Annotated in this window: 14 protein-coding genes; 11 read left to right on the forward strand and 3 right to left on the reverse strand. The window is 68.8% G+C overall.

The window, feature by feature from the left end; all coding sequences use genetic code 11:
- Positions 1-265 precede the first annotated feature (265 nt).
- Positions 266-1,825: a glycerol-3-phosphate dehydrogenase/oxidase gene (locus NA12_RS24710; protein WP_067456062.1), complete on the reverse strand. Its 1,560-nt coding sequence runs from the start codon at positions 1,823-1,825 to the stop codon at positions 266-268.
- Positions 1,815-2,432, reverse strand: a complete 618-nt coding sequence (locus tag NA12_RS24715; protein WP_067456065.1) for a TetR/AcrR family transcriptional regulator — start codon at positions 2,430-2,432, stop codon at positions 1,815-1,817. Before NA12_RS24715 ends, NA12_RS24710 begins: the two co-directional genes overlap by 11 nt.
- 196 nt (positions 2,433-2,628) lie before the next feature.
- On the opposite strand from NA12_RS24715, the gene NA12_RS24720 reads away from it, so the two are divergent.
- The gene (locus NA12_RS24720) at positions 2,629-4,257 is read left to right on the forward strand and encodes an FAD-binding oxidoreductase (RefSeq protein ID WP_067456068.1); all 1,629 of its coding nucleotides are present in this window, start codon (positions 2,629-2,631) and stop codon (positions 4,255-4,257) included.
- Positions 4,254-5,201, forward strand: a complete 948-nt coding sequence (locus tag NA12_RS24725) for a diacylglycerol kinase family protein (protein ID WP_067456071.1) — start codon at positions 4,254-4,256, stop codon at positions 5,199-5,201. The genes NA12_RS24720 and NA12_RS24725 overlap by 4 nt, the downstream gene beginning before the upstream one ends.
- Here NA12_RS24725 and NA12_RS24730 read toward each other — a convergent pair whose 3' ends face one another.
- Complete coding sequence (locus NA12_RS24730) at positions 5,202-5,894, reverse strand: AAA family ATPase (protein ID WP_243655083.1); 693 nt, start codon at positions 5,892-5,894, stop codon at positions 5,202-5,204. It abuts the gene before it with no gap.
- 297 nt (positions 5,895-6,191) lie between these two features.
- On the opposite strand from NA12_RS24730, the gene NA12_RS24735 reads away from it, so the two are divergent.
- The 9 genes from NA12_RS24735 to proB all read left to right on the forward strand — a co-directional run bounded on the left by NA12_RS24735 (position 6,192) and on the right by proB (position 18,596).
- On the forward strand, positions 6,192-8,870 hold the full coding sequence (locus NA12_RS24735) for a valine--tRNA ligase (protein ID WP_067456074.1): 2,679 nt from the start codon (positions 6,192-6,194) through the stop codon (positions 8,868-8,870).
- Positions 8,867-10,348: a bifunctional tetrahydrofolate synthase/dihydrofolate synthase gene (folC, locus tag NA12_RS24740; RefSeq protein WP_424453550.1), complete on the forward strand. Its 1,482-nt coding sequence runs from the start codon at positions 8,867-8,869 to the stop codon at positions 10,346-10,348. Before NA12_RS24735 ends, folC begins: the two co-directional genes overlap by 4 nt.
- A gap of 53 nt (positions 10,349-10,401) precedes the next feature.
- Complete coding sequence (locus tag NA12_RS24745; RefSeq protein ID WP_207905660.1) at positions 10,402-10,743, forward strand: DUF4233 domain-containing protein; 342 nt, start codon at positions 10,402-10,404, stop codon at positions 10,741-10,743.
- Positions 10,744-10,794: 51 nt separating this feature from the next.
- Positions 10,795-11,211, forward strand: coding sequence for a nucleoside-diphosphate kinase (gene ndk / locus NA12_RS24750; protein ID WP_067456079.1), 417 nt, complete (start codon positions 10,795-10,797; stop codon positions 11,209-11,211).
- Positions 11,212-11,790: 579 nt separating this feature from the next.
- The gene (locus NA12_RS24755) at positions 11,791-14,925 is read left to right on the forward strand and encodes a translation initiation factor IF-2 N-terminal domain-containing protein (RefSeq protein ID WP_424453551.1); all 3,135 of its coding nucleotides are present in this window, start codon (positions 11,791-11,793) and stop codon (positions 14,923-14,925) included.
- 261 nt (positions 14,926-15,186) lie between these two features.
- Positions 15,187-15,498, forward strand: coding sequence for a 50S ribosomal protein L21 (gene rplU, locus NA12_RS24760; RefSeq protein WP_067456085.1), 312 nt, complete (start codon positions 15,187-15,189; stop codon positions 15,496-15,498).
- 24 nt (positions 15,499-15,522) lie between these two features.
- Positions 15,523-15,789: a 50S ribosomal protein L27 gene (gene rpmA, locus NA12_RS24765; protein ID WP_056821498.1), complete on the forward strand. Its 267-nt coding sequence runs from the start codon at positions 15,523-15,525 to the stop codon at positions 15,787-15,789.
- 122 nt (positions 15,790-15,911) lie between these two features.
- On the forward strand, positions 15,912-17,375 hold the full coding sequence (gene obgE, locus NA12_RS24770; RefSeq protein WP_067456088.1) for a GTPase ObgE: 1,464 nt from the start codon (positions 15,912-15,914) through the stop codon (positions 17,373-17,375).
- Between the two features lie 105 nt (positions 17,376-17,480).
- Positions 17,481-18,596 (forward strand): glutamate 5-kinase, encoded by a 1,116-nt coding sequence (gene proB, locus NA12_RS24775; RefSeq protein WP_132370216.1) that lies wholly within the window; start codon positions 17,481-17,483, stop codon positions 18,594-18,596.
- The last annotated feature ends 277 nt before the right edge of the window (positions 18,597-18,873 follow it).

Raw genomic sequence — 18,873 nt, forward strand, 5'->3', positions numbered from 1 at the left:
AGTGCGGTGGGTGGGTTGGGTGGGTTGGGTGGGGTGTTGGAGACGGGGTCGGGCTGGGTGTGCACAGTGTCGGTGTGAGCCGCGGACGGGCTGGGTCCCCACAGTGTTGTGGTGAGCTGGGGTGTTGAACGGCGGGGACGGGGCTGGGTGTGCGGTGTGGAGTTGGGTGGGGCGGGGTTGGGAGTGAAGGCGCCAACGGGTGGGTGTGCGTTGCGGTGGGGAGGGACGACGGGGATGGGCCGGGTGAGGTGGGGGACCTGGGTTGTCAGGTGGTGATGGCGGCGTTTCTGGCGAAAGCGGCTTCGGCGGCGGGGATGGCGGCTTCGCGGTCGGTGGGGACCAAACCGATGCGGGTGCGGCGGTCGAGGAGGTCGTCGATGGTGAGGGCTGCCTCGTGGGTGATGGCGAAGTCGAATTCGGCTGCGGTGACGTCGATTCCGGGGGCTACGGGTTGTGCGCGGGTGGGGTCGGCGAGCCAGGCGGAGACGATCTGGCTCGCTTCGGTGCCGTAGCGCTCGATGAGGACCGGGGGGGCGTCGATTCGGTCGCGGGCGGCGCCCGCGACCGCGCCGATGAGGGGGATTCGGGTGGTGCGGCAGGGTGTGGCGGGGAGCGTGGCATGGGCGACGGCGGCGTCTACGGCGTCCTGGGCCATTCGGCGGTAGGTGGTGAGCTTGCCGCCGACGACGGTGATCAGGCCGTCGGGCGAGGTGAGAACCGCGTGTTCGCGGGAGATGTCGGCGGTGCTGTCGTCGGCGGTCTTCAGCAGGGGGCGTAGGCCGGCGAATCTTCCCCGGATATCGGCGCGGGTCAACGGCTCCCGCAGCGCGGTGTTGATGGTGTCGAGCAGGAAGTCGATCTCGGCCTCGGTGGGCTGTGGCTCGTCGGGGATCGGGCCCGGCGCGTCCTCGTCGGTGAGGCCGAGGTAGACGCGGCCGTGTGCGGCGGGCAGTGCGAAGACGAATCGGCTGATGCTGCCAGGAACCGGCACTGTCAGCGCGGCGCTGAGCCCACCGAACGCCTCGGCGTCGAAGACGAGGTGGGTGCCGCGGCTGGGCCGCAGTTCGATGCTGTGGTCGACCTCGCCCGCCCAGACGCCGGTCGCGTTCACGACCGCGCGCGCTCGGACCGTCATGGTCTCGCCGGTCAGCGCGTCGCGCAGCTGGACCGAGTCACCCTGCGCCGCGACCGCCGCCACGCGGGTGAGCACGGTCGCGCCGTGCGCGGCGGCCGTGCGAGCCAGCGCGACCACCAGGCGGGCGTCGTCGACGAGTTGACCGTCCCACGCCTGCAATCCACCGCGCAGCCGGTCGCGCCGCACGGTCGGCGCCAAGCGCAGGGCCTCGGCGGCGGCCACCCGGCGTGAGCGCGGCAACGTATCGACGGAGGTGTGCGCGGCGATCCGGAGGGCGTCACCGGCGGCGAAGCCCGCGCGGATGAGGGTGCTCTGGCCCGGCTTGATACCGGGCAGCAACGGAACGAGCTGGGGGAGCGGGCGCACCAGATGCGGCGCGGTGGTGCGCAAAAGGATGCCGCGTTCGACCGCGCTCTCGTGCGCGATCCCGACCCGGCCGCTCGCCAGGTATCGCAGCCCGCCGTGCACCAGCTTCGAACTCCAGCGGCTGGTGCCGAACGCGAAGTCGTCGCGCTCCACCAGCAGGGTGCGCAGTCCGCGCGCGGCGGCGTCGAGGGCAACACCGGTGCCGGTCACGCCGCCGCCGATCACCACCACGTCGACCTCGGGCTGCTCGCCCAGCGCCACGAGGTCGGCGGTGCGACGTGCCGCGTTCAGCGTGGCGGCGGCAGTGGAGAAATCAGGAGTCATCACAGTCCTTGTCGGGTAGCGGGAGCAGATAACCCTCGATAGCCCTGAACAATTCGGCGTCGAACTCCGCACCGGCCAGCAACGACTCCACCGTGCCCGCCGACTGCACCGCCGACTGGGTGATGAGCAGCAGCATGGTGGCCATCCGCTCGGCATCACCGGCCCGGATCGACCCGTCGCGGTGGCCGAGCTCGATCACGCTCGCGAAGAGCCCGATCAGCGTGCGCTGGTTGCGGCCCAGCCGCCCGAACACATAGGTGAGCATCAGGTCGGTGTCGGTGCGGAAGATCTTGGCGAACACCGCGTTCGACCTGATCGCCGCCGAGCCGGTCACGATGCCGAGGACCAGCCGATCCCGGCCGAGGCCGGTGTTGGGCATGGTCTCGGCGACGATCGTGCGCAGTTCACGCACCAGCAGTTCGGCGATCAGCGACCCGGTGTCGGGCCAACGGCGGTAGACCGTCGGCCTGCTCACTCCGGCTCGCCGCGCCACCTCGGTGAGCGTTGTTCGGCGAACGCCGAAATCGACGACGCAGGCCCGAGTGGCATCGAGAATCGCCACATCGGTGGGCGAAAGCTGGTCAGCGTGGGTCGCGAGATCGATCATCGTGCTTCACCGCCGGAAGGCTCGGTGGCGCCGGACAGCAGCGCCGTGGGTCGGGCTGGAACCGCCCAAGGGTATCGAGCGGGCCAGCGGGGTTGCGGTCGTGAACGGCCGGTAGTGACATCCGACAGCGGTACGGCCGCCGACTCTGGGACATATCGTTGGTTACTGCTTGACACTATATGTCATTATGTAACGCATGGTCGAGACGCAACACGAACAATCCGGGTCTGACACCGTGGCACCGGGCATGGTGTGGGACGCCTGGGGCGTCGCCGCCGGTCATCAGCCGCTGTCGGCGCAGATCCGTGGCCTGCTCGCGCAGGTGTTCGGGATCTCCGGTGAGCCGGTCGCGCGCCGCGCCGAGAACGATGTGGCGCTGATCCCCACCACGCTCACGGCCGCCGATCGGGCAGGCCTCACGGCGATCGTCGGTGACGAACATCTCACTACCGCCGATCTCGACCGGCTCCGGCACGCGGGCGGCAAGAGCACCCCCGACCTGCTGCGCCGACGCGCCGACACGCCGCAGGACGCGCCCGACGCCGTCGTGTTCCCCGCCGATCACGCGCAGGTTCTCGCGCTGCTGCGGTACTGCGCCGAACACCGCGTCGCCGTCGTCGCCTTCGGTGGTGGGACCAGCGTCGTCGGCGGCGTCGATCCCGTGCGCGGGCAGTTCGACACCGTGCTCGCGCTCGATCTGCGCAGGCTCGACACGCTCACCGCGGTCGATCCGGTCAGTGGCACCGCCACCCTCGGCGCCGGGCTCACCGGTCCGCGAGCCGAGGAATCGCTCGGTGCGCACGGGCTCTCGCTGGGCCACTTCCCGCAGAGTTTCGAATTCGCCAGCATCGGCGGATTCGCCGCGACTAGGTCGTCGGGTCAGGCATCAGCGGGCTACGGCCGGTTCGACGACATGATCGAACGCCTGGTGATCGCCACGCCGCAGGGCACCCTCGACCTCGGTCGGGCCCCCGCGTCGGCGGCCGGACCCGACCTGCGCGAGTTGTTCGTCGGATCCGAAGGCGTCCTCGGCATCATCACCTCCGTCACCGTGCGGGTGCATCCGGTGCCGGAAACCGTGGGTTATCAAGCCTGGTCGTTCCCCGACTTCGCCACCGGCGCCGCGGCGCTGCGCGCAGTGGTGCAGGCCGGCGCGGCGCCGACGGTGATGCGCCTGTCCGACGAGGCCGAAACGGGGCTGAATCTGGCGCGCTCGGCCGATGTCGGCGGCAACCCGGTGTCGGGCTGTCTCGCCATCACGACCTTCGAGGGCACTCGGGCGCATGTGGCCGCCCGATCCGTCGAGGCGAGCGAGCTGCTGGCCGCCGCGGGCGGCACCGCACTCGGTGAGGCGCCGGCGCGGCAGTGGGAGCACGGCCGGTTCGCCGCGCCGTATCTGCGGGACGCGCTGCTCGATGTCGGTGTGCTGTGCGAAACGCTCGAAACCGCCACCAGCTGGGCCAATCTGGCCAATCTCAAGGTCAAGGTCACCGGTGCGCTGATGGACGCGCTCGGTGCGCAGGGCACGCCCGCGCTGGTCATGTGCCACATCTCGCACACCTACCCGACCGGGGCGTCGCTGTATTTCACCGTCGTCGCCAAGCAGCTCGATGATCCGATCGCGCAGTGGCGGATCGCCAAATCCGCCGCGAGCGACGCGATGATCGCCGCGGGCGGCACCATCACCCATCATCACGCCGTCGGCGCCGACCACCGTCCGTGGATGCGTGCCGAAATCGGTGACCTGGGAGTTCGGGTACTGCGCGCGGTGAAGCGCGAACTCGACCCCACCGGAGTGCTCAACCCTGGGAAGCTGGTGCCGTGAGCGAACATTCGGTGCGGCGGGTAGTGGTCGTCACGAACCCGCATTCCGGGTCTGGCCGGGGCGACGATGTCGCCGAGACTGTGCTGGGCGAGCTACTGGCGCGCGGTGTCGAGGTGGTCGAGGTGCGGGCGCCGAGTGCGGACGAGTCGGTGGCGCGGGTCAGGACCCTCGTCGCGGGCGAGGGTCGGCCGGACGCGGTGGTCTGCGTCGGTGGTGACGGACTGATGAACGTGCTGCTGGCCGCCCTCGCGCACAGTGGGGTGCCCTTGGGTCTGGTGCCCGCGGGCACCGGCAACGATCTGGCGCGCGAATTCGGGATACCGACCGATGATCCCCGTGCTGCCGTCGAGATCGTGCTCGGCGGTCGGGCCAGGACCATCGATCTGGGGCGCATCGAATCGCCCGACGCGGCACCCACCTGGTTCGCGACCGTGGTCGGCACCGGGTTCGACGCACGAGTCACCTTGCGCGCCAACAGGATGCGTTATCCCCGTGGGCCGCTGCGCTACACCGCGGCCGCTGTCGTCGAGCTGATGCGGGGCTACACACTGCCCTTCCGGATCGAACTGTCGGGCCTGGCGCCCGGCGCGCTCGACAATCCACCCGACTCACACGTGGTGATCCTGACCGACGCGGTGATGGCGCCGATCGGCAACACCCGCACCTACGGCGGCGGAATGCTGGTGTGTCCGGAAGCGCGCGCCGACGACGGCTATCTCGACATCACGGTGGTCGGTGCGGTGTCGCGCGTGGAGATGGCGCGATTGCTGCCCGCGCTGTCGGCGGGCAAACGGATCGACCATCCGGCGACCAAGCGATATCGGGCCCGGCGCATCACGGTCGCTGCCGAGGGCGGGTACGCGACGGCCGATGGTGAACCCGCCGGGATGCTGCCGGTGACGGTCCAGTCGATGCCGGGAGCGTTGAGCGTGCTGGTGCCCTGATCAGACCGGGTGGAAGGCGATGCGCGAGACCGCGTGCAGCGTCGGACGGTCGATGATCACCACCGAGGTCGAGGCCAGCGGCCGCGGATCCGGTGCGAGCGCGGTGCCGCGCGCGCCGAGCGAGTCCATCATCGTTTCCCAGCGGCGGCAGTGCCCTGTGAAGGCCAGGCTGTTGACGCTTCTACCGCGACTGATCTGACCGGATCTGGCCTGCTCGGCCGGTACGTCGATGAGCACCATGTGCAGTTCCCGGCGGCCTTGCGCGCTCCAGCGGGCGATCAGGCGACGGCTCCAGCGGAAGGTCGCGCAGTCGTGGATGGCAACCGGTCCGTCGCTGTCGCGGACCGCGTCGCGGATGGCGCGGTAGTGCGCGAAGTGGACCAGCGGTCGCCACAGGGAGTACGGCGCCCACCCCAGGCGGTGACGCAGCCGATTGCGGGTGTGGTTCGAGTCGAGGACGAGGGCGCCCGACGCCGTCCGCACCGGATGTTCGGCGTCGGGTCCCGAGCCGAAGAAACGGTGTAGCGCGGTGGACTTTCCCGCGCCGGGGACACCGGCGAAGACCAGAACGGTGCTGCGGGGGTAGCGCAGTTCTTCGACCGCGCTCGCGCGCAGGTCCACCAGGGCGATCGGGGTGATGATCCTCGGTGCCGATGCGGGAACGGGAGACGAGGAATCGAGCGGGGGCGTCACTCTGTCCAGGGTCCGGTAAAACGGACAAAACGGCAATCGGGGCCTACCCGGATATTTCGCTGGAAGGTTGGGACACAACGGTTTCCGCGTGTCTTCGTGGCGCGTCACAGGCATTGCTGTCCGGGGTGAATAGAAGCTGAGAATTCCATATGGATTCCGTTGAGCGGGGTTGATCGCCGGTAGTATCAGGGTTGTAGACGGAGTCTTCGGTGTCCCTCATCCACCGAAGACTCCGTCTTTTCTCTTGCTCGGGTAGGCGGGGAAAAAGCTGGTTGTCGCTCCCCTTAGGATTGGGACGTGACCAGCGCAGCCCCTGACAACTCGCGTAATCGTGCCGATGCCCTGCCCAAGAGCTGGAACCCCAGCGAGGTAGAGGCCGACCTGTACGAGGGCTGGGTAAACGCCGGATACTTCGCCGCCGACGCCGCCTCGGGCAAGCCGCCATACTCGATCGTGCTGCCGCCGCCGAACGTCACCGGCACGCTGCACATGGGCCACGCGCTCGACCACACGATCATGGACCTGCTCACCCGCCGCAAGCGGATGCAGGGCTACGAGGTGCTGTGGCTGCCGGGCATGGACCACGCGGGCATCGCCACGCAGACGGTGGTGGAGAAGCAGCTCGCCGTCGACGGGAAGTCCAAGGAGGACTTCGGCCGTGAGTTGTTCATCGACAAGGTGTGGGACTGGAAGCGTGAGTCCGGCGGGCAGATCCAGGGACAGATGCGTCGCCTCGGTGACGGCGTCGACTGGAGCCGCGACCGCTTCACCATGGACGACGGTCTCTCGCGCGCCGTGCAGACGATCTTCAAGCGGCTCTACGACTCGGGGCTGATCTACCGCGCCGAGCGCCTGGTGAACTGGTCGCCGGTGCTGCAGACCGGCATCTCCGATCTCGAGGTGGACCACAAGGAGGTCGACGGCGAGCTCGTGAGCATGCGGTTCGGTTCGCTGAACGACGACGAGCCACACGTGATCGTGGCCACCACCCGCGTGGAGACGATGCTCGGAGACACCGCCGTCGCGGTCCATCCCGACGACGAGCGGTATCGGGCGCTGATCGGCACCACGCTCTACCACCCGATCACCGGTCGCCAGATCCCGATCGTCGCCGACGACTACGTCGACCCCGAATTCGGTTCCGGCGCGGTGAAGATCACCCCGGCGCACGATCCCAACGACTTCGAACTCGGCCTGCGTCACGGCCTGCCGATGCCGACGATCATGGACAAGGCGGGCCGGATCGCCGACAGCGGTACCGAATTCGACGGTATGGACCGCTTCGAGGCCCGCGTGAAGATCCGTGAGCGGCTCGAGGCCGAAGGTCGCATCGTCGGCCGCAAGTTCCCCTACAAGCATCAGGTCGGCCACTCGGAGCGTTCGGGCGAGCCGATCGAGCCGCGCCTGTCGATGCAGTGGTGGGTCAAGGTCGACACCCTGGCCAAGGCCGCGGGCGACGCCGTGCGCGAAGGCGATGTGAAGATCCACCCGGCCAGCCAGGAACCGCGGTGGTTCGACTGGGTCGACAACATGCACGACTGGTGCATCTCGCGGCAGCTGTGGTGGGGTCACCGCATCCCGATCTGGTACGGCCCCGAAGGCGAGATCGTGTGCCTGGGCCCCGGCGAGGAAGCGCCGCAGGGCTGGGTGCAGGACCCCGATGTGCTCGACACCTGGTTCTCCTCGGGTCTGTGGCCGTTCTCCACGATGGGCTGGCCCGACTCGACCCCCGAGCTGTCGAAGTTCTATCCCACCAGCGTCCTCGTCACCGGTTACGACATCCTGTTCTTCTGGGTGGCCCGGATGATGATGTTCGGCATGTACGTCAGCGACGATCCGGTGCTCACGGCCGGTAAGGGCGCACAGAAGCAGGTCCCGTTCGAAGACGTGTTCCTGCACGGCCTGATCCGCGACCAGCACGGCAAGAAGATGTCGAAGTCGCGCGGCAACGGCATCGACCCGCTCGACTGGATCAATTCCTACGGCGCCGACGCGCTGCGCTTCACCCTGGCCCGCGGCGCGCAGCCCGGCGGCGATCTCTCCGTCGGCGACGCGCACGCGCTGGCCTCGCGCAGCTTCGTCACCAAGCTGTTCAACGCCACCAAGTTCGCCCTGATGAACGGCGCGCGCACTGGCGAGCTGCCTCCGCGCGAGACCCTCACCGATGCCGATCGCTGGATCGTCGACCGGCTCGAAGCGGTGCGCGCCGAGGTCGACACCGCCTTCGACGCCTACGAATTCGGGAAAGCGTGCGAGGCGCTCTACCACTTCGCGTGGGACGAGCTGTGCGACTGGTACCTCGAGCTGTCCAAGGTGCAGTTCGCCGAGTCCGACGCGCGCGCCGAGAGCACCGCGGTGGTGCTCGGCAGTGTGCTGGACGCGGTGCTCCGCCTGCTGCACCCGGTGATCCCGTTCGTCACCGAGACGCTGTGGAAGGCGCTCACCGGCGGCGAATCGTTGGTGATCGCTCCCTGGCCGCAGGCCAGTGGCATCGCGGCCGACGATGTCGCGGCCCAGCGGGTGGCCGACACCCAGCGGCTGATCACCGAGATCCGCCGGTTCCGCGGCGACCAGGGGCTGGCCGACAAGCAGAAGGTGAAGGCCACCCTCGTCGGGATCGACGAGGCGGGGCTCGCCGGGTTCGCCGACTCGGTGGCCAACCTGGCCCGCCTGACCGAACCCGGCGACGACTTCGCGACCACCGCCGAGGTCCAGGTCCGGCTGTCGAACGCCACGGTCACCGTGCAGCTCGACACCTCCGGCGCGATCGACCTCGACGCCGAACGCCGCAGGCTGGAGAAGGACCTCGCGGCCGCGCGCAAGGACCTCGACACCACCACGGCCAAGCTCGGCAACGAGGCCTTCCTGGCGAAGGCACCGCAGCCGGTCGTCGACAAGATCACCGGTCGACGTGATGTGGCCGCGGCCGAAGTCACGCGCATCGGCGCCCGCCTGGCGGAGTTGAGCGCCAAGTGAGCGACCTCGGCCCCGGCGACCTCGACCCCGAAGACGCCGACTTCGGCGGCAGCGACTACACCGCGGCCCAGCTCAGCGCCGGGCCGTCACCGGTCGACCTCGCCGAGATGGCCCTGGTGGAGGCCGAGCTCGACAAGCGCTGGCCCGAAACCAAGATCGAGCCCTCGCTCACCAGGATCGCCACCCTGATGGATCTGCTGGGCAACCCGCAGCACAACTATCCGGCGATCCACATCGCGGGCACCAACGGCAAGACCTCGGTGACCAGGATGATCGACGCCCTGCTCACCGCGCTGCATCGGCGCACCGGCCGGATCACCAGCCCGCACCTGCAGCTGGCCACCGAGCGGATCAGCGTCGACAACGCGCCGATCTCCCCGGCCGACTACGTGGCGACCTATCACGAGCTCACGCCCTATATCGGCATGATCGACCAACGCTCCGCCGAATCCGGCGGCCCGGCGATGAGCAAGTTCGAGGTGCTCACCGGCATGGCCTACGCTGCGTTCGCCGAGGCGCCGGTCGACGTGGCCGTCGTGGAAACCGGCATGGGCGGCACCTGGGACGCCACGAATGTGATCCACGCGCAGGTCGCGGTGATCACCCCGATCGGTCTCGACCACACCGAGTACCTCGGTCCCGACCTCGCGTCGATCGCCAAGGAGAAGGCCGGGATCATCAAGCGCGCGCCCGAGGCGCTGATCCCGACCGACACCGTCGTGGTGATCGCCGAACAGGAACCCGAGGTGATGGACGTGCTGCTGCGCCGCGCCGTCGCCGAGGACGCCGCGGTGGCCCGTGAGGGCGCGGAGTTCCGGGTGCTGGAACGCGCCGTCGCCGTCGGTGGACAGCTGCTCACCCTGCAGGGGCTCGGCGGCGTCTACGACGAGATCTTCCTGCCGCTGCACGGCGAGCACCAGGCCCGCAACGCGTCGCTGGCGCTGGCCGCGGTGGAGGCGTTCTTCGGCGCGGGCGCGGATCGTCAGCTCGATATCGAGGCCGTGCGAACCGGTTTCGCGACGGTGGCCAGTCCGGGGCGGATGGAACGGATGCGCAACGCGCCGACCATCTTCGTCGACGCCGCCCACAATCCGGCGGGCGCCAAAGCGCTGGCCGCGACGCTCACCGGCGAGTTCGACTTCCGCAAGTTGGTCGGGGTGGTCGCGGTACTCGCCGACAAGGACGCGGCCGGAATTCTCGACGCGCTCGAACCGGTCTTCGACGAAATCGTCGTCACCAGCAACGGCTCCCCGCGGGCCATGGATGTGGACGCGCTGTCCGACCTGGCCGTGCAGCGGTTCGGCGATGAACGAGTGATCACCGCCGAGACTCTGCCCGACGCGCTGGAGTCGGCGATCGCGCTGGCCGAGCAGGCGGGCGACGAGGGCGATGTGATCTCGGGCGCCGGCGTGGTGGTCACCGGGTCGGTCGTTACCGCGGGCGCCGCGCGCGCCCTGTTCGGAAAGGCACCGGCGTGAGCGAACAAGTGCCTCCCCCCGCCAACGATCCGTGGAAGGGTCTGCGCGGCGTGATGGCGGGGACGTTGATCCTCGAGGCGATCGTGGTGCTGCTGGCACTGCCGGTGGTCGCCGACGTCGGCGGCGGTGTCACGTGGTTCTCCGGAACCTATCTCGTGGTGCTCTCGGTGCTGATGATCCTGGGCGCGGGTGTCCAGCGGAAGCCGTGGGCGATCCCGTTCAACCTGGGATTGCAGGTGCTGCTGCTCGCGGGCGTGTTCATCCACCTGTCGATCGGCGTGATCGGGGTGGTGTTCCTCGCTGTCTGGGCGTTCATCCTCGTCCTGCGCTCGGATGTCCAGCGCCGAATGGACGCGGGTCTGCTCCCCAGCCAGCGGATGGGTACCAAGCCCTGACGCTCGAGGGCCCGATCGGCGTGCTGACACGGCCGACGCTAGGGTTACCCCGTGACTGAGCAGACGTTGGTACTCATCAAGCCGGACGGTGTCTCCCGAGGCCTCACCGGCGAGATCCTCGCGCGTATCGAGCGCAAGGGCCTCACCCTCCAGGCGCTGGAGCGCAAGAACGTGTCCGAGGAACTCGCGCGCGAGCACTACGCCGAACACGCCGAGCGGCCTTTCTTCGGCTCGCTCATCGAATTCATCACCTCCGGCCCGGTCGTCGCGGCCGTACTCGAAGGCCCGCGCGCGATCGCGGCGTTCCGTCAGCTGGCCGGTGGCACCGACCCGGTCGAGAAGGCCGTGCCCGGCACGATCCGCGGCGACTTCGGCCTGGAGACCCAGTTCAACCTGGTCCACGGATCCGACTCGCCCGAGTCCGCCAAGCGTGAGATCGCGCTCTGGTTCCCCGAATTCCCCGCCTGACCCACCACGGTCGATAGCGCGACGTAGCGAGAAGCACCCGGTCAGGCGGTATCGAACTCCGCCCGGTCGGGGCGCTCTCGCTCGGCGGATGCGCCGGGCCGTACGACGGCCGTGAGCAGGGCGGAGTTCACGGCAATTGCGCCGATGGCGATCCCCGCGCGAACCGTATGGGATACTGACAATGGATGTGTTCGACGCCGACCTCTCGCGCAGGTACGTGACGCGGCGTCGGACATGACCGGATGACACCGCGGTTGATGCCGATCATCGCTGCCACGGATGACCCTGTTGCTGGGGTCGCCCGCACCGGCACGCTGGATGAGCGCTCGAAAGCGCGGTGCCACGCCGTACAGCCAGGCGCCGTGTGACCGGTTGGCCCGCCAGATGAACGATCAAGGTGCGACCGGACACGCGGGGCGAGACCAGATGACCCTCGTACCATCGGGTACGAGGTGCACGGACGATGCCCCCGCGTCGGCCGCGTCACTCCCGTACCGGGGAAGGACGCGCCCGGGGGCCCGAGGAGACTTCGTGGCCGAAAAAGAGCCGCTGGACACAACACAACAGGATGCCGATCAATTGCCGGAGCGAATTCGAGTTCATGCACTGGCCAAACGGTTGGGAGTGACCAGCAAACGCATCCTGGCCAAACTGGCCGAGTTGGGCGCCGAGGCGCGCAGCGTGCAATCCAACGTCGACCGGTCGGTCGCCGAGACGGTGCGCGACGCGATCGCCGCCGCCGACGCCGAACCGGACGAACCCGCAGCCCCCGCGCCGCGCGCGAAGAAGAGCGCAGCCCCCGTCGCCGAGCAGCCGGCCGACACGTCAGCGACGCCCGCGTCGCTGTTCTCCGCAACCCACGTCGCGCGCACCGACGAGGTGTTCGCCACGATGCGCGAGGACGCGCATACGGATCTGTTCACCCACCGGGCGTCGGAATCCCCCGTGCAGGCCGAACCGGTGACCTTCGAGGCGCCCGCCTCGGTGGGTATGCCGTTGTTCCTCCCGCCGGACGCCACCGCTGCCGAGGAGACGCGCAAGCGCCGTCGCGCCGAACGGGCACCCAAGAAGACGGAAGAGGCCGCCGCGCCGCCGGTGGAGGAGGCCGTCGCGCCCGAGGCCGAGCAGGCCGAAACCGAGGCCGAGGACGAGGCCGCCGATCAGTCCGGTGAGCACGATGCCGACGGCCAGCCGCGTCGTCGTCGTCGTGGTCGTCGTGGCCGCGGTCGTGGTCGTGGCGAGCAGTCCGCCGACGGCGAGGACTCCGACGACGACGACACCGACGATGCCGAGCACCCGGCCGATGAGCAGACCGAGGCCGAGCAGGCCGAGGACACCGAGTCCGACACCGATGACGAAGATGGTGCCTCCGATGGCGCGAGCCGTCGTCGCCGTCGTCGTCGCCGTCGCAAGGTCGGTGGCGAATCCGCCGACGCCGACGCGGCGACCGAGGACGACCCGCCGAACACCGTCGTGCACGAGCGCGAGCCCCGTAACAAGAGCCGCGGTCGGGTCGGCGCGAGCAATCCCGACGAGGTGCAGGGCATCTCCGGCTCCACCCGGCTGGAGGCGAAGCGTCAGCGTCGCCGTGACGGCCGTGAGGCCGGGCGTCGTCGTCCGCCGATTCTGACCGAGTCGGAGTTCCTGGCCCGTCGCGAGGCGGTCGACCGGGTGATGGTCGTGCGCGAGAAGGCGTTCGACCCCGCCGAACACGCGCCGGGTCACCAGACCACCACCCAGGTGGCGGTCCTCGAGGACAACATCCTCGTCGAGCACTTCGTGACCAGTTCCGGTCAGGCGTCGATGGTGGGCAATGTCTACCTCGGCAAGGTCCAGAACGTGCTGCCCAGCATGGAAGCGGCGTTCATCGACATCGGCCGTGGCCGCAACGGTGTGCTCTACGCCGGTGAGGTGAACTGGGAGGCCGCCGGTCTCGGCGGTCGCGAGCGCAAGATCGAGCAGGCGCTCAAGCCCGGCGATCAGGTGCTGGTGCAGGTGTCCAAGGACCCGGTCGGGCACAAGGGCGCCCGTCTCACCACGCAGATCTCCCTCGCCGGTCGCTTCCTGGTGTACGTGCCGGGTGGCACCTCCACCGGGATCAGCCGCAAGCTGCCCGACACCGAGCGCAAGCGCCTCAAGGAGATCCTGCGCGAGATCGTCCCGTCCGACGCCGGGGTGATCATCCGGACCGCGTCCGAGGGTGTGAGCGAGCCCGAACTGGCTCGCGATGTCGAGCGGCTGCAGGCCGCCTGGCGCACCATCGAGGAGGCCGCGGCCAAGGAGACCAACGCGCCGAAGGCCCTCTACGAAGAGCCCGACATGCTGGTCAAGGTCATCCGTGACCTGTTCAACGAGGATTTCGCCAAGCTGGTCATCGAAGGTGACCGCGCGTGGAGCACTGTCGAGAACTACGTCCGTACCGTGGCGCCCGACCTGCTGCCGAGGGTGAACCGGCACGAGAACAACGGTGTCGACGTGTTCGACGCCTTCCGGATCGATGAGCAGTTGGCCAAGGCGCTCGATCGCAAGGTGTGGCTGCCCTCGGGCGGCACCCTGGTGATCGACCGCACCGAGGCGATGACCGTGGTCGACGTCAACACCGGCAAGTTCACCGGCTCGGGCTCGTCGAACCTCGAGGAGACCGTCACCAAGAACAATCTGGAAGCGGCCGAGGAGATCGTGCGCCAGATGCGGCTGCGCGATATCGGCGGCATGATCGTCGTCGACTTCATCGACATGGTCCTCGAATCCAACCGTGACCTGGTGCTGCGTCGTCTCACCGAGGCGCTCGGCCGCGACCGCACCCGCCACCAGGTCTCGGAGGTCACCTCGCTCGGCCTGGTTCAGATGACCCGCAAGAAGCTGGGCACCGGACTGGTCGAGGCGTTCTCCACCACCTGTGAGCACTGCCACGGTCGCGGCATTCTCGTGCACTCGTATCCGGTGGATTCCGGGTCCGGGGTCGAGGAGCCGCGTTCGAAGGAGGGCAGTTCACGTCGTCGCCGTGGCAAGGATCGCGACAAGGCCGCGACCGCCGCCGCACCGGCGACCAACGGCACCGCACCGGCCACCGAGCACGCCGAAGAGGACATCGCGGTCAAGCGGGCCCACCCGGTCGTGCTCGCGATGGCGGGTCATCACGAAGACGAGCACCGCGACGAGCCCACCGAGGTCGTCGAGGAAGCGCCCGCCGAGCCCACCAGGCCGCGCTCGCGGTCGCGGTCGCGCCGGTCGGGTCGTAGTGCGGCCCCGGCCAGCGCTGAGCAGAGTGCCGACGGTCCGCTCACCGGGGTTATCTCCGGCGAGGCCGAGCCCGAGGTCGCCGAGGTCGAGGAAGAAGCGGTGATCTCGGCCCCGATCGAGACCGCTGTCGTCGAGGCGCCGGTCGCCGAGTCCTCGCAGTCCGAGCAAGCCCCGGTCGAGCCCGAACCGGCCCCGGCCGCCGAGCCCGAACCGGTCGCCGCCGCTGTGGAGCCCGAACCGGTCGCCGCCGCCGCGGAACCCGAGCCCCGGGCGCCTCGTCGGCGTCGCGTAGCGCGGTCGACGGCCGCTCCCGCACCGGATAGCACGGGAGCCGTGTTCGTCCTGTCGGCGAACGAGCAGCCGGCCGCTGTCGTCGACTTCGCCGCGGAGCCCGTGGTCGTCCCGGAGCGCAAGCCGCGTCGTCGCGCCGTGGGTCGTCCCGCGGGCGCGCCGGCCGCCGAATCGCAGTAGCTCGATGCTTGCGTGCGCGGATCGCTCCGCGCACGCAAGTCCTCGATTCGGCCGCTGACCGGCCGAATTGGGGGAGTGCATACCGTTCTGGTAACCTAGGTCGGTCGCTGCCCAGTGATTGAGCATCTGGCCGAACAGGCCGGGTGATACCGCAGGCAGCAAACGTTCTTCCCCCGCTCGTGCGGGGATGAGCCCAGTAATACGCGTCGCAGCTGCGGCGTGGACACGTGCAGGACCAATGTGAGTGGAGGAAGCCGACCGATGGCAGCGTACGCAATCGTCAAGACCGGCGGAAAGCAGTACAAGGTCGCGGTCGGTGACCTGGTGAAGGTCGAGAAGATCGAGGGCGCGGTCGGCACCGCCGTGGCGCTGACCCCGGTTCTCGTCGTCGACGGCACCGATCTGACCACCGACGCCGACAAGCTGGCCAAGATCTCCGTGGCCGCTGAGGTCATCGACCAGACCAAGGGCCCGAAGATCCGGATCCACAAGTTCAAGAACAAGACCGGCTACCACAAGCGCCAGGGTCACCGTCAGCCGCTGACGGTCATCAAGGTCACCGGCATCAAGTAAGAATTTTCCCGAGGAGACGAAGCAATGGCACATAAGAAGGGCGCATCCAGCTCCCGGAACGGCCGCGATTCGAACGCCCAGCGCCTCGGCGTGAAGCGTTTCGGCGGCCAGAAGGTCAGCGCGGGCGAGATCCTGGTCCGTCAGCGTGGAACTCACTTCCACCCGGGCGTGAACGTCGGCCGTGGTGGCGACGACACGCTGTTCGCCCTCGAGGCGGGCGCGGTCGAGTTCGGCACCAAGCGTGGCCGCAAGACCGTGAACATCGTCGTACCGGAGCCGGTCCAGGCCTGACCGCCTGGAGCTTCGCTCCCCACAGACACCAGAGCGGGTCAGGGTTGATTCCCTGACCCGCTCTGTCGTGTTCTCCCTACCCCGTACCGCAAACGACTAGTCAGAAGGAGGAGGATCAACCCATGTCCAAATTCATCGACCGCGTCGTGCTGCATGTTCGTGCCGGTAGAGGTGGACACGGTTGCGCCTCGGTGCATCGTGAGAAGTTCAAGCCGCTCGGTGGTCCCGATGGTGGCAACGGCGGCAACGGCGGCGACGTGATCCTCGAGGTCGACGCCAACGTACACACCCTGCTCGATTTCCATTTCCACCCCAACGCCAAGGCCGGCAACGGCAAGCCGGGCGAGGGTGGCAATCGCGAAGGCAAGAACGGCGCCGAGTTGGTGCTCGCCGTGCCCGACGGCACCGTGGTCGTCGACGGTGACGGCAAGGTCGTCGTCGACCTCGTCGGTGTGGGCAACCGGTTCATCATCGCCCGTGGTGGCCGTGGTGGTCTCGGCAATGCCTCGCTGGCGTCGAAGGCGCGCAAGGCGCCCGGTTTCGCGCTGCTGGGTGAAGAGGGCGAAGAGCTCGATCTCGTTCTCGAGCTGAAGTCGGTCGCCGATGTGGGCCTGGTCGGTTTCCCGTCGGCGGGTAAGTCCTCGCTGGTCTCGGTGCTCTCGGCCGCGAAGCCCAAGATCGCCGACTACCCGTTCACCACCCTGGTTCCGAACCTCGGCGTCGTGCTCTCCGGTGACACCACCTTCACCGTCGCCGACGTGCCCGGTCTGATCCCCGGCGCCAGCGAAGGCCGCGGTCTCGGCCTGGACTTCCTGCGCCACCTGGAACGCTGCGCGGTGCTCGCCCACGTCGTCGACTGCGCGACCCTGGAGCCGGGTCGTGACCCGGTCTCCGATGTCGACGCGCTCGAAGCCGAACTCGCCGCCTACAAGCCCGCACTGTCCGGTGACGCCAGCCTGGGCGACCTGGCCGACCGGCCGCGCGTGGTGATCCTCAACAAGACCGACGTGCCCGACGCGGCCGAACTCGCCGAAATGGTGTCGGCGGAATTCGCCGAACGCGGCTGGCCGGTGTTCGAGATCTCCGCGGTGAGCCGGGCGGGCCTGCGCCCGTTGACCTTCGCCCTGGCCGACATGGTCGGCAAGTACCGTGAAGCGCACCCCAAGGCCGCACCCAAACGCACCATCATCCGCCCGATCGCGACCGACGAGACCGGTTTCAAGGTCATCGCCGATCCCGAGGAGGCGGGCGGTTTCATCGTGCGCGGCACTCGCCCCGAGCGTTGGATTCGGCAGACCGATTTCAACAACGACGAGGCCGTCGGCTATCTGGCCGACCGGTTGGCTCGCCTCGGTGTCGAAGCCGAGCTGGTCAAGCGCGGTGCGCAGCCGGGTTGCCCGGTCACCATCGCCGGTGTGACCTTCGAATGGGAGCCGATGATCTCGGCGGGTGTCGATATGCAGCCGACCGGCCGCGGCACCGACCTCCGGCTCGAGACCAACGATCGTGTCGGCGCGGCCGAGCGCAAGCTCGCCTCGCAGGCGCGGCGTGGCCTGCTCGACGAAAACGGCGAACGCAAAGAGTGAGGTAAGTCGCGCCCGGCGAAATTCGCTGTCGGGCGCGACTGTTGAATCGGCATACTGCGATGGTTGACGAGCTAGCTCGGTGATCGTGGTGCAGGGAGTTGAACGATGCAGGTGGGTTCGGAGCTGAGTCAGGGACGCGCGGCGATCGTGTCGGCGCGCACCGTGGTGGTGAAGATCGGCTCGTCGGCGCTGACCAGCCTCGAAGGTGGTCTCGACACCGCGCGTCTGGATCTGCTGGCCGACGCGGTCGAGGCGCGGATGCGAGCCGGTTCGGATGTGGTGGTCGTGTCCTCGGGCGCGATCGGCGCCGGACTCGCGCCGCTCGGTCTGTCGAAGCGGCCCAAGGATCTCGCGACCAAGCAGGCCGCGGCCAGCGTCGGGCAGCTCGCTCTCGCCCACGCGTGGGGCACATCGTTCGCCCGCTATGGCCGCACCGTCGGCCAGATCCTGCTCTCCGCAGATGATTTCGCGCGCCGGGAGCATCACCGCAACGCCCAGCGCACGCTGGACCGGTTACGTTCGCTCGGCGCGATCGCGGTGGTGAACGAGAACGACACGGTCGCCACCGAGGAGATCCGCTTCGGCGACAACGACCGACTGGCCGCCCTGGTAGCGCACCTCGTCGGCGCCGACGCGCTGATCCTGCTGTCGGATGTGGCAGGCCTCTACGACGGCGATCCGCGCAAGGGCGCCGCCAACTTCATCCCCGAGGTGCGCGGCAGCGCCGACCTGGACGGGGTCATCGCGGGTAGCGGTGGCGCGCTCGGCACCGGCGGTATGGCCTCCAAGCTGTCCGCGGCCCGCCTCGCCGCGGACGCGGGCATCCCGGTGCTGCTGGCCTCGGCCGCCGACGCCGCGTCGGCGCTCGCCGCCGGCACTGTGGGCACGGCGTTCGCGGCTCGGCCGATTCGGCTGTCCGGTCGCAAGTTCTGGGTTCGCCATGCGGCCGAGCCGCGGGGCGCGGTCCTGCTCGATGCGGGTGCTGTCGATGCGGTGGGGCAGCGGCACTCGCTGCTCGCGGCGGGGATCACGGGTATTCGTGGGCGGTTCTTCGGTGGTGATGTGGTTGATCTGGTGAGTCCTGATGATGAGGTTGTCGCGCGGGGGGTTGTCGAGTACGACAGTACGGAAGTCGTTTCCATGCTGGGGCGGTCTACTACTGAGCTTCCTGACACGATGCAGCGTCCGGTGATTCATGCGGATGATTTGGTCAAGGTGTGAATAGGGGCTGGTTGGGGGCGGTCGGCTGGGGTGTATGGGGCGGGGTTGGGTTGTATTGCGGTGGTGCGGGTTTGGGTTGGCAGTGATGAGTTGTTCTGCGGTGGAGTGGTTTTAGGGGGCGGTCGCGAGTTGTACTGCGGTGGTGATGGTTTGTGGTCGTGAGTTGTATTGCGGTGGTGCGGGGTTGGGTCGGCGGTTGCGGTTGTACGGGGAAGTGGGGTTCGAGGGGCGGTTGGCCGTAGAGATGACCTGGGTTTGAGTAGTCCGGGAGGCGCTG

This window comes from Nocardia alba NBRC 108234 (genome assembly GCF_001612665.1).
Taxonomy (GTDB): domain Bacteria; phylum Actinomycetota; class Actinomycetes; order Mycobacteriales; family Mycobacteriaceae; genus Nocardia; species Nocardia alba.

Coding starts and splice junctions, on each gene's coding strand:
- NA12_RS24710 (WP_067456062.1), bottom strand. CDS start 1,825: ATGACTCCTGATTTCTCCACTGCCGCCGCCACGCTGAACGCGGCACGT.
- NA12_RS24715 (WP_067456065.1), bottom strand. CDS start 2,432: ATGATCGATCTCGCGACCCACGCTGACCAGCTTTCGCCCACCGATGTG.
- NA12_RS24720 (WP_067456068.1), top strand. CDS start 2,629: ATGGTCGAGACGCAACACGAACAATCCGGGTCTGACACCGTGGCACCG.
- NA12_RS24745 (WP_207905660.1), top strand. CDS start 10,402: ATGGCGGGGACGTTGATCCTCGAGGCGATCGTGGTGCTGCTGGCACTG.
- rplU (WP_067456085.1), top strand. CDS start 15,187: ATGGCAGCGTACGCAATCGTCAAGACCGGCGGAAAGCAGTACAAGGTC.
- rpmA (WP_056821498.1), top strand. CDS start 15,523: ATGGCACATAAGAAGGGCGCATCCAGCTCCCGGAACGGCCGCGATTCG.
- obgE (WP_067456088.1), top strand. CDS start 15,912: ATGTCCAAATTCATCGACCGCGTCGTGCTGCATGTTCGTGCCGGTAGA.
- proB (WP_132370216.1), top strand. CDS start 17,481: ATGCAGGTGGGTTCGGAGCTGAGTCAGGGACGCGCGGCGATCGTGTCG.